Annotated in this window: 8 protein-coding genes; 2 read left to right on the plus strand and 6 right to left on the minus strand. The window is 33.7% G+C overall.

What is annotated here, in order from left to right:
- Positions 1–201: 201 nt before the first annotated feature.
- The 5 genes from AC6CH4_RS17840 to AC6CH4_RS17860 form a co-directional block, all read right to left on the minus strand.
- Positions 202–432 (minus strand): DUF3820 family protein, encoded by a 231-nt coding sequence (locus tag AC6CH4_RS17840; RefSeq protein WP_057122382.1) that lies wholly within the window; start codon positions 430–432, stop codon positions 202–204.
- Between the two features lie 241 nt (positions 433–673).
- On the minus strand, positions 674–2,602 hold the full coding sequence (gene nagB, locus AC6CH4_RS17845; RefSeq protein ID WP_498105324.1) for a glucosamine-6-phosphate deaminase: 1,929 nt from the start codon (positions 2,600–2,602) through the stop codon (positions 674–676).
- Between the two features lie 33 nt (positions 2,603–2,635).
- Entirely contained in the window at positions 2,636–4,009 is a 1,374-nt protein-coding gene (locus AC6CH4_RS17850; RefSeq protein ID WP_498105326.1) for a sugar MFS transporter, read from the minus strand.
- Positions 4,010–4,184: 175 nt separating this feature from the next.
- A complete protein-coding gene (locus AC6CH4_RS17855; RefSeq protein ID WP_498105328.1) occupies positions 4,185–5,060 on the minus strand; it encodes a sugar phosphate nucleotidyltransferase in 876 nt (291 codons plus the stop codon).
- 9 nt (positions 5,061–5,069) lie between these two features.
- Positions 5,070–6,161, minus strand: coding sequence for a GHMP family kinase ATP-binding protein (locus AC6CH4_RS17860; RefSeq protein WP_498105330.1), 1,092 nt, complete (start codon positions 6,159–6,161; stop codon positions 5,070–5,072).
- Positions 6,162–6,393: 232 nt separating this feature from the next.
- Here AC6CH4_RS17860 and AC6CH4_RS17865 point away from each other — a divergent pair, with 232 nt between their 5' ends.
- Positions 6,394–7,434 (plus strand): LacI family DNA-binding transcriptional regulator, encoded by a 1,041-nt coding sequence (locus tag AC6CH4_RS17865; RefSeq protein ID WP_498105332.1) that lies wholly within the window; start codon positions 6,394–6,396, stop codon positions 7,432–7,434.
- Between the two features lie 65 nt (positions 7,435–7,499).
- Here AC6CH4_RS17865 and AC6CH4_RS17870 read toward each other — a convergent pair whose 3' ends face one another.
- Positions 7,500–8,138, minus strand: a complete 639-nt coding sequence (locus AC6CH4_RS17870) for a sugar-binding protein (RefSeq protein WP_498105334.1) — start codon at positions 8,136–8,138, stop codon at positions 7,500–7,502.
- Between the two features lie 710 nt (positions 8,139–8,848).
- On the opposite strand from AC6CH4_RS17870, the gene AC6CH4_RS17875 reads away from it, so the two are divergent.
- Positions 8,849–11,932, plus strand: a complete 3,084-nt coding sequence (locus tag AC6CH4_RS17875; RefSeq protein ID WP_498105336.1) for a SusC/RagA family TonB-linked outer membrane protein — start codon at positions 8,849–8,851, stop codon at positions 11,930–11,932.
- The last annotated feature ends 28 nt before the right edge of the window (positions 11,933–11,960 follow it).

The following is an 11,960-nucleotide window of genomic DNA, read 5'->3' on the forward strand; positions in this document are numbered from 1 at the left end:
TTACACCAATAAAGAAAAGGGAGCGAAAGGTAAGTTTAGGCATAAAAAAAAATATTATAATTTAAAAACATTGACTTGTACACATTTATAAATTCAGGCTTGAATTCTGTGGTATCAATTTGTTTTAAAAAATTATAATATTTTTGTATTTCAAACTTAAATAAAAAAAATGAAATAGCAAAAGATTTTTCCTACTATTTTTTACGGTTTCGGATATTGTTTTTTAATATTTCGGATCAATTCTTCCAAACCATTTAGTTTTAACTCATAAATAAGCTGCAATTGCTGTCCTAATTCGCCTTTAGGAAAACCTTTATTTTGATACCAAACCACATAATATTCAGGTAAATCGATTAGAAAACGTCCTTCGTATTTCCCGAAAGGCATTTTGGTGTGTGCTAATTTTATAAGAAGTTTTTTGTCTTGTTCCATTTTTTTAAGAAGAAAGAAGCAAGAGAAAAGAATATAGATTTATTCTCTTTCTTGCTTCTTGTTGGTACAAAGCTATAATTTTTTGCCACAGATTAAAAGGATTAAAATGATTTTATAATCTGTGTGTATTTTTTCGCCACGAATTGCCCGAATTAACTCGAATTTAATTAGTGAAAATTATTGGCTAATATTTTAAGAGCTAAAAGAACTTAGTATCTTAGTATCTCAGCAACTCAGAATCTCAATAATGCCATCTCACGAAAGCTTCCATGGCGGCATAAGTTGCCAAACCTAACTGTTGGTACAAATCAGCTGTTTCTGCATTTCTGTCTTCGGCTCTTTGCCAAAATTCTCTGGCATCGGTTCCCTGAAAGACAACACCGTCTTTTTGAGATTGGTGTTTGAAGATTCCTTGGCGTTTTGCTAAAACCTGATCCGGGCTCATTGGTACTGCCATTTCCACTTCATCAATTCCCCATTCCTGCCAAGCGCCTCTGTATAACCATAACCAGCAATCATCCATGAATGATTTTGGTTTTAATGCTTTTACCGCTTCAAAAATAGCATCCAGACATACTTTATGTGTTCCGTGTGGATCTGCTAAATCTCCGGCTGCGTAGATTTGATGTGGTTTTATTTTTTCAATTAAATCAACTGTTAATTGAATATCTTCCGGTCCGATAGGTTTCTTTTCAATAGTTCCTGTTTCATAAAATGGTAATTCCATAAAATGAATCTGATCATCGGTCAATCCAACAAAATGACTTGTTGCCCTTGCTTCTCCTTTTCTGATTAATCCTTTGATGTAACGAACTTCCGGAATATCAATTTCGCTGTTCTTTTTATTGGTTAAAAAAGTTGCCGCTTTCTGATAAATGTTATCTGCTTCTGCACTTTTGATTCCGAATTTTTCGTTATAATCAATCACGAATCTTGCAAAACGAAGGGCTTCATCATCCGCTACAGCGATATTTCCAGAAGTTTGATACGCCACATGCACTTCATGTCCCTGCTCCTGCAAACGCATGAAAGTTCCTCCCATACTGATAATGTCATCATCTGGATGCGGACTGAAAATCAGGACACGTTTTTTAGCCGGTTCTGCTCTTTCTGGTCTGTTTGAATCGTCGGCATTTGGTTTTCCGCCCGGCCAGCCAGTAATTGTATTTTGAAGTTTATTGAAGATTTTGATGTTGATGTCGTAAGCGGGACCAGAATCAGCCAATAAATCACTCATTCCGTGTTCGATATAATCAGCATCGGTCAGCATTAAAATTGGTTTTTTAAGCTGAAGCGCCAATCCTAGAACTGCTTTTCTGATCAATTTATCAGTCCAGATTACTTTTTCTACCAGCCAAGGTTTGTTGATTCTCGTTAATTTTGAAGAAGCTTCTTTGTCTAAAATAAAAACGGCGTTATTATGCTCTTGCAAAAATGAAGCGGGCACTCGATTCGTCACTTCATCTTCTACAGATTTTTTAACAATATTTGCTTTTCCTTCTCCCCAAGCCATCAAAATAACTTGTTTGGCTTCCATGATCTTTTTAACTCCAAGTGTTATCGCTGTTCTTGGCGTATTACTCAATCCGAAGAAATCTTTGCTTGCCGCAACTCTCGTAATATGGTCCAAAGCCACTAAACGTGTTTTAGAGTTTTGAAGTGAACCCGATTCGTTAAAACCAATATGTCCGTTTCCTCCAATTCCCAGAATCTGCAAATCGATTCCACCTAAAGCTTCAATTTTAGCTTCATAATCATGGCAATAATCTGCGATTTGTTCTTTTGTTAAAAGTCCGTCCGGAACGTGAGCGTTTTCAGGTAAAATATCGACATGGTCAAACAGCAATTCTTTCATGAAACGAACATAACTGTTGATTGAGTTTGGTTCCATCGGATAATATTCATCCAGATTGAAACTGATTACATTCTTAAAACTCAATCCTTCTTCTTTATGCAAACGAACCAATTCAGCATACAATCCTTTTGGAGAAGAACCAGTTGCAAGCCCTAAAATGCAAGGTTGGTTCTCTTTTTGTTTGGATTGAATTAAAGCCGCAATTTCCTGAGCAACTGCTTTTGAGGCATCAGAAGAATTTTCAAAAACAACCGTATTGATGTTTTCGAATCGTTTTTCGAATCCTGTTGCTTTGTCGATTTTACTTTTTAACATGATATAGTTTTTTTTTAATTTCTCTAGTTTATTCTACCATTTTCGGTATTTATGACCTTTAACTGCATAGAAAAGGATCATTATATAAGATGGCAATAACATTAAATACGCAAGCTGATTTCCGCTTCTTGAAACATCCTGAGTTCCGGCTGCAATATTTGATGTATTTATAGTTTCTGTAATCAATCCGTATAATAAAGGAAAAATAGCTCCTCCAATAATTCCCATAATCAAAATGGCACTTCCAATTTTAGTATAACCTCCCAAATCTTCCAGCGCCATTGGCCAAATTGCCGGCCAGCAAAGTGCATTTGCCAAACCAAGTAATGCTACTAAAAGAATTACAATTGGCAAATTTGGAATTCCAGGCAACTGAATCATCAATTTAGGTGAAATAATAACAATTGCCAAAACTAAAATGATTCCCAATATTCCAGATCCTTTTAAAGCTGTTACCTGTGATAGGTATTTTGGTATTAAAGTTATTCCTAAAATATATCCCACAACCATTGCCGACATGGTGAAAGAGGTCAATTTTAGGTAAAAATTTCCTTCATCGCCATACACTCCTAATTGTTTTCCGAAACCTCCAATTGAATCTCCAGCCAAAACTTCAGCAGCCAAATACAACATTAAAGTGATCACTCCCAAAACCAATTGAGGACGTCTGAATGCATTTTTAATTTGTTTAAAAATGCTTAAATTTGAAATATTACCTTCTTCATCCAAATCAATTTCCGGGAGTGGAGAAAGCTTAACTAATAAAGCTAAAACCATAATAATCAATCCCATATAAAGATAAGGTCTTTGCAATTGTAATGCAAGAGAATTTAAAGCATTTGATTTTGAAACCGAATCCAGCATCGCAATTTTATCGGCAGTAAACTCCTGCATATTAGACAAAACCAATGCTGTTAATATGATTGGTGCCACAAATCCGGCAAGTTTATTAGCAATTCCTAAAACACTTATTCTTGCTGCAGCGCTTTCTCTTGGGCCAATTACAACTACATAAGGATTTGAAGCGGTTTGCAAAATTGCCAAACCTGTTCCCATCACAAAAAGTGCTATTAAAAACAATAAAAAAGTACGACTTTCTGCAGCGGGATAGAACATAAATGCGCCACAAGCAATGATCAATAATCCTAAAGAAATTCCGTTTTTATACCCTACCTTTTCGATTACCCAGGAAGATGGGACGGCCATAACAAAATAAGCAATATAAAAGGCAAAAGTTACAAAGTAAGCTTGTGAAGAAGAAAGCTCGCAAGCCAATTCGAAAAACGGAATTAAAGGCCCGTTTAACCAGGTTACAAATCCGAGAATAAAAAATAAAGCGGTCAGAATAACCATGGGAAGAATTGCACTTCTTTTTTCTACTTGTATGGCATTTTCAATGTTTGACATAATACTTTTGGGTTGATTGTTTAATAGATTTTTGGTTTTCAATCTAAATTAGCATCAACACTTTTAACTTGTTTGCGTTTTTTACGCAATATTATGCGTTTTTTTTGCAATACAAAAGTAATGTAATAAGTTGTACTGATCCCTAAAATAGATATGAAATTTTTGTTAATATTTGTTAAGCTTCCCAGTCCAGTACTGGATAATATTTTTTAAGATATTCTTTGACATCTGCAATATCTTCTTTGGCAGTTAAGTCAGGAACATGTTCTGAAAATGGAATTCCAATAGTTGTATCTGGATTTGCTTTAACCGAATTTAAAAGTACTGTCGGCAGTTCTTTTTCGTCTCTTTCAGGATTTACAGGACAATTTTTAAGATGTTTATACAAAGTGCTTCCATTGAATTTAAAGGCATTCATACTTACTCTTATCTTTCCTTCCACATCTTTATAATGTTCTAAATCATCTGCTGTTGGTTTTTCTAATATATCCAACAATTGATTATTTTGATCTAATTTGGCAATAGCAAAACGCGAAATTCTTTCAGAAGGAAATTCTAAAGCATCACGATCATAACTGATAAATGCATTTGGATTTTCTGTTTTTCTCAACGCTAATAAGGCTTTCGCCGAATATAAATTATCACTATTACAAACCGAATATTCCTGTGTATTTAATTCCGGAAACTGCTCTACTGCCTGAAATAAAGCATCTGCAGTTCCAAAAGGTTTTACTCGTCCTTGAGGAATATATTGTATTGCAAATGAGATATTAAGTCCGTGAAAATTGTTGTTTTCATTATGGTTTCCATAAAACTCCTTAAACAACTCGCCTTGCTCTCCTATAATAATGTAGATGTTTATATATCCTGCTTTTTTAGCATTCAATAAAAGATAATCCAATAAAGGCCTTCCGCTGGCACCAACGCCAATTAAGCCTTTACTTCTTTCGTTGGCCTGCGCAATTTCTTCGGGAGATAAATTATCTAAAACGGCTTCTTTTTTCATACGAGAGGATGCACCGCCCGCAAGAATAACTAAATTGTTGTGCATATTTATATCTTAAATTTCAATATTTTCAATAATTCTTACTCCGGGATCTACGCTAACTGAATATGCTTCGAGAGCTCCGGCTTTTAAAATAGCGTCTATAACCCTATTTTCTTTTTCAGGATCAGCAATGACAACAATACTACCGCCGCCGCCAGAGCCCACGATTTTAGCTCCATAAGCACCAGCGCGTAAAGCTGCATTGATCATATCATCAATTCTTGGAACTGTAATTTTTAATAAATCACGTAAAATCTCATGGTGTTGATTCATTAATTCCCCAATTCTTTTAAGATCTAAAACTGGTTTTTCGAACTCTTTTAGGGCTTCTTTGGTATAATGATAATTTCTCAAAGCTGCTTCAAAAAAGGGAATTAATCGATCTGGCAAACAATTTCGATAACGATCAATATCTTCAATTTGGGAAGTATTCAAATCAAAATTTGGGAAATTCTGTTTTACAATATCAATTGCCATTAAAGCATTTCCTTTTAACTCTCCTATTAATCCAATCGTTTCTTTTGGAACTCCGGAAACTCCCGTAATTAAACCTTTTAAATTGGTTCCGATAACCTTATAAGAAAAAGGATCTTTTGTATTGATATACACGATATTCCCTACTCCAATACTAAAATGATCCATCATACCGCCTGGTTCTCCGTGTTCTAAAACCTCAGAAGTATATCCTATTTTGGCAATAAATTCTGATGTCACTTCATCAGTAACTCCGAAAGCTGTAATTAAAAACTGAATCCAGGCCATTAATAAAGCCGATGAACTTGATGTTCCCGAATTAATTGGAATGTCTCCTGTAATCGTAATATTGTATCCAACAGTTGGTACGCAACCATGCCTGCGTAAAACACGCAGTGATGAGGCAAAATAATCACGAGGTTCTAATTTTTCGAAAGTTGCATGAATATCTATCACCCGAATTTCATCAATATCGATCATATTAAGAACAAACGTATTGGTCTGATTTTCTTCTGCAGTTAATTTTATCTCTCGATTGATGGCACACGCTATAACAGGTAATCCTAAATAATCTTGATGATCTCCAAAGAGACATGTCCGACCCGGGGCTAATGAAGTAATTTTTCTCACTTGAAAATTTTACATTAAAACGTTGTAATTCAAATAATTACAACGTTATTTGGTTATGAATTTATTTTACAATTTCGGTTTTGATTCTACGAAACTATATATTATATTTTTATAAAACAAGAAAAAAACAAAAAATGTGCTCGAACACACTAAATAAATGTTCTCGAGCACACAATTGAATTCCCGCAAAAAATTTTCCATTAATTAAAACAAAGTTTCTATATTTGTTCATATGGATAAGAAGTACACAATTAAGGATATTGCAAAAATGGCAGGAGTTTCTAAAGGAACTGTTGATCGCGTTCTGCATAAAAGAGGAAAGGTTTCTCCTACTGCATTGGAGAAAATCAATGAAGTTTTAAACGTCATTAATTACGAGCCTAACTTAATCGCCCGAAATTTAAAGAACACTAAGGTTTATCGTATTTGTGTTTTATTGCCTGATCCTGAAATTGACCCTTATTGGTTTCCCTGCGTTAATGGAATTCAGGATGCCATAACTGAATTTAAAGCCTATAGCGTTATTATAGAAACCTATTTCTTTAATCCTGAAAGTACCAAATCGTTTTTAAGTACCAACGAGAAAATAATCGAAAAAGCACCTGATGCTGTTTTGATCGCACCTTTATTCCATAAAGAAACTGTCGAAATTATTAAGCAATACGACGAATTGGAAATTATAGTTAATACCTTTAATAACCAGGTTGAGTCATCGTCTATTAAAAGTTTTGTTGGGCAGGATTTATATAAAAGCGGGCGTGTTGCCGCTAGTTTAATGAATTTAATTTTGGCAGAAGGACAAATTGCTATCATTCATATCGATGAAAGTCTTAAAAATGCGGTTCACATGCAGGAAAAAGAAAAAGGATTCAGAAATTATTTTGACGAAAAAAAAATATCTGATTTTTCTTTAACTACATTAAAATTAAAATACTCCAATATAGAAACCAAGTTTCCAGCATTTATAGATGAAAATCCAAATTTACGTGGCATTTTCATCACAACTTCTAAAGCCTATCAGATTGCCTCCATTCTATCTTCTCAAAAAAATAAAAAGATTGCACTTATTGGTTATGATCTAATTGAAAAGAATGTAAATTTTCTAAATCAGGGATTGGTTCATTTTTTAATTCATCAAAATCAAAAGAGACAGGCTTATTTAGGAGTCAGCACTTTAGTGGAGCATTTTTTATTCCGAAAAGAAATTCCGGAAACAATTTTGCTACCTATAGATATTATAAATGTCGAGAATGCTTCCTTCTACGTTAGCTAGTTTGCCACGAAGTCACAAAGACACTAAGTTTATATTTCTTTGCGACTTAGCACCTTTGTGGCAAATCATTTCATCAAAATAAATTTCCCAAAGGAAGAAGCAATATGAAAATTTGGCTCTGACGTATTTGGATTTACCCATGAAATCCAGGTTGCATCGTATTGCAGATTTTCGGTTAAAGAAAATTTAGCTCTGAATACCCCAGTTTCAATAGTGTTGTTTTGAATTAAATTCAATTCTTTTAAAGAAGCAATGCTGATTCTTCCTTCAACAGTAAAAGAATTCTCCTCTTTTGAAGATTTTATTTCTAAGTCTGTTTTGGGCCATTTCCAGTTAAAATCAAAATCCTTATTTGGCTTCGCCTCAAAATCCATTATTCTGGCTGCAGTATCCATTTCAAGACAATAATATGGATTTAGAGAATCGTTTGCTCTAAAAAACAATTCTACCCGATCTGAATTTCCTATACTATCCACACTATTATCTTTTTGATCTATATAAATATCCGTATCAAAAACCCGAAAATTAAAATAGAAATTTTCTGAATCATGAAGTGCCCGAAATTCAATTTTTGAAATCGGATCATTTTTCCACGGAGAAGAAAAATCAGTTAAACAATTTGCTTTTTTCCAAAAAGAAGCATCTAAAATTTCACCCTCTTTTTTTTGATTTTTATCTATTAAAACAACTTGGTATTCTTTCACAATTTTGGTTTTTAAATTTTGTCATTTTCTATTTTTTGAAAGCTGAAAATGTCCTCAAATTCGAATTGAAAATAGGTCATTTTCATCATGACTAATATAGTTCAAAAATTAAGAACAAATTCTCCTTTACTTAATTAAAATAAAATCATTGAAAAGCTATTTTCTTACCAAATAAAACAATAAGAAAATCCTGTTTAATTAGTATCTATTTAATGTGCTCATTGCGAAATTCATAAGATTTTACAAAAACATCATTTATTATTCATTTAAACAGCAATTTCTCATTAAATAAGCCCAAATAAAGAAGTCCGCTTAATTCCAAAAATAATTGTAAAAATCACATCAATTTAAGTCAAAAAAAACGTTTCGCATAATTTTATGTGCTCGAGAACATAAATTTTGTGTGTTCGAGCACATTTTTTGTGTTTTTTCTTGTTTTATAAAAATATAATCTATAGTTTCGTCAGACATTAATCTTAAAACTAAGTTAATTCAGTAAAATTTCAGGTGATTTTTATGCTTCAAAAAACAATAAAAACGGATAAAATAACCGGCTTTTAGATTAAAAAAAGAAATGAATTTTTTAAAAATAAAAAGTTCAAAACAGAAGTCAAATAGAAAAACAAAAATGAATTCACTAGTCAAAAAAGAAATCTAAAACTTACAATCAAGAAAAAACAATTAAACATTAACCAAAACCAATTTTAAGTATGAAATTATTAACCCAAAAAAAGCCAAGAGATTTTCGGATTAACAATTTATCCGGAAAAGAAATCAAACTAACCGTTCTTTCGTTATTAGTTTTTACATTTCAAGCTTCGGCGGCTTCAACAATAAGTACATCAGACAAAAACAATACTGCATTGTTTTTTGAGAAAACTGTAAAAGGTACAGTAACAGATCAAAACGGACTTCCGTTACCTGGTGTAAACGTAACAGTGAAAGGCTCTGGTAAAGGTGTTCAAACTGATGTTGATGGAAGTTTTGCGATTACGGTACCAGATAATGCTACCAAACTTATTGTGACTTATATTGGTATGGAAGATCAGGAAGTTACAATATCAGGCGCTCCGCTTAAAATTGTCATGAAAGAAGTTGGACAAAAACTAGACGAAGTAGTTGTTGGATACGGAAAAGCAAAGAAAAAAGACCTTACCGGTTCTGTGAGTTCGATTGGAAAAGACAATTTAAACTTAGGCGGAACTGTTTCTAACGTTGGACAAGCTTTACAGGGACGCGCTTCAGGGGTTCAGGTACAACAAAATAGCTATGCTCCGGGAACCAGTCCGTCAATTGTAATTAGAGGAGGAAACTCAATCAACAACTCTAATGCACCTTTGTATGTCGTTGATGGTTTCATTACAAGTACAGGTGCTTCTATTAGCCCAAACGACATCGAAAATATTCAGGTATTAAAAGATGCGTCTTCTACCGCTATTTATGGTGCCAGAGGAGCAAATGGAGTAATTTTAATTACAACCAAAAAAGGAAAATTAGGAAAAATGCAGGTTGAAGCAGAGATTTCTGATGGTTTTCAAAACATCATCAAAGAACCCTCTTTGCTAAACGGACAACAATATGCTAATATTCAGAATGCAATTGCAAAAGAAAATGGAAGACCACCGGTTTTTCCTTCAAGTTTCCCAATTGCCAATACCAACTGGTTTGATGCAGCAACGCGCCCGGGAGAAGTTTTGAACAGGACGCTTACTTTTAGCGGAAGCGATAAAACATCTAAATTTTTTCTTTCCGGAAACTACATCAAACAAACCGGAGCTATTGAAAACACTGATTTTGAAAGATATAGTGTAAGAATGGGCGGTGAGAAAAGATTTAATGAAAAATTAAATATGGGCACTAATTTTTATGGTGCTTCGAGCGAGGGAAATAATAGTGATTTTGGTGACAACATTTTATCGCCAATGTTCTCTGTTCAGACTGCTCCTCCTACTATCCCAATTTATAATGCAGATGGATCTTACTATAAGTATCAAGGAAAAGACAATGCTCTGGCACTTTTATTAGAGCCAACTGATCACACAATCAATAGATTGGTAAACGGAAATATGTTTCTTGATTATGAAATTATTAAAGGTCTTACTTATCATTTTGGTGCAGGTGCAGAGTGGCAGGAAAATATTCAGGGCAAATATACACCTAGTACATTGGTAGCTGGAGCTGCATTAAAAGGTTCAGGATCTGAAGAAAACAAAACTTACTTTAGATGGAGTACAGAACAATATTTAACTTATAAATTTAATATCAATGAACATGCTATAACAGCAATGATTGGTACTTCAAATCAAAAAGATACTTATGAAAGATTAAAAGCTGCAGGTACAGGATTCTCTAATGATTTGCTGACTTATTACAATCTTCAGGGCGCAGCAATTAATTTAAAACCAGAAACAGAGAAAACAGAAACTAAATTGACTTCTTATTTTGGAAGGTTAAATTATGCATACAACGACAAATATTTAGCTTCTTTTACTTTAAGAAGAGACGGTTCATCTCGTTTTGGACCAAACAACAGATATGGAATTTTCCCTTCAGGAGCCGTTGCCTGGAAAATATCTAATGAACAGTTTATGCAAAATTCAAATACTTTTTCTGAACTTAAATTAAGAGCAAGTTACGGTATTACAGGTGCAGATGGTATTGGAGATTATGCTTACATGAACCGATTGACTTCGTGGGGTGTTTCACTTGCCCCTGATAGTTTTGTACCTGGTACTGAGCCGGCTAACTTAGCAAATCCTAACTTAAAATGGGAACAAACTGCTCAAACTGACATTGGTTTAGACATGGGATTCTTTAATGACAGACTTTCTGCTACAATTGATGTTTACGAAAAAAGAACTACAGACGCACTTTTAAATGTTCCTGTTGGAGGATGGTGGGGCTTTACAACTCAAAGAGTTAATTCTGGAGTAATTAAAAACCAGGGAATTGAACTAGGAATTAGCAGTACCAATTACAGAAACGATAAATTCACCTGGACAACTTCGTTAAACGTTGCTTATAACAAACAAGAAATAGTTTCTCTTTCTGACAATGTAAAAATTATTAGTACCAATACTTCGAACCCAAGTGGAACTGTTTCCGGACAGGAATTCACTAGATTAGAACCAGGAAAAGAAATGGGGGTTCTTTTTGGATATAAATATGCCGGAGTTATAAAAACAGGAGAAACTTATGCTGCTCAACCTTTATCTGTGGCAGGAGATCCAAAATATGAGGATGTTAACGGAGATGGCAAAATCACTGCTGATGACAGAACTTATTTAGGAAACTCGATACCACATTATATTGCTGGATTTAATAATGATTTTAAATATGGAAATTTTGATATGAACATCTTTTTCCAGGGAGCTTTTGATTATTCAGTTTATAATATGACAGCAATGGTTGGAGAATCATCTACAAGTACAGATGCTTTAAATCGTTGGGTTGCTGGTACAAATGAAAATACAGATATACCAAGAGACGGTTATTACAAAAGTACATACGGAAGTTATGTGAATTCAAAATTTGTTGAAGAAGCATCATATTTGCGTTTGAAAAATGTTTCTATCGGATATTCTATTCCGGAAAGTGTTTTAAAACAAGCCAAATTTATAGATAGTATCAGGTTGTATGCTATAGGACAGAATTTATTGACTATCACAGATTATTCTGGAAATGACCCTGAAATAAATGGACACTCAAATAACAATTTAGGAGGAGGAATTGATTTCAACTCATTCCCGGCTTCAAGAACATTTATCCTGGGAATCAAAGTCGCAATTCACTAAGTCTAAAAAGCTTTTTTAGTAACATTAA

The organism is Flavobacterium sp. GQ95, from assembly GCF_059758655.1.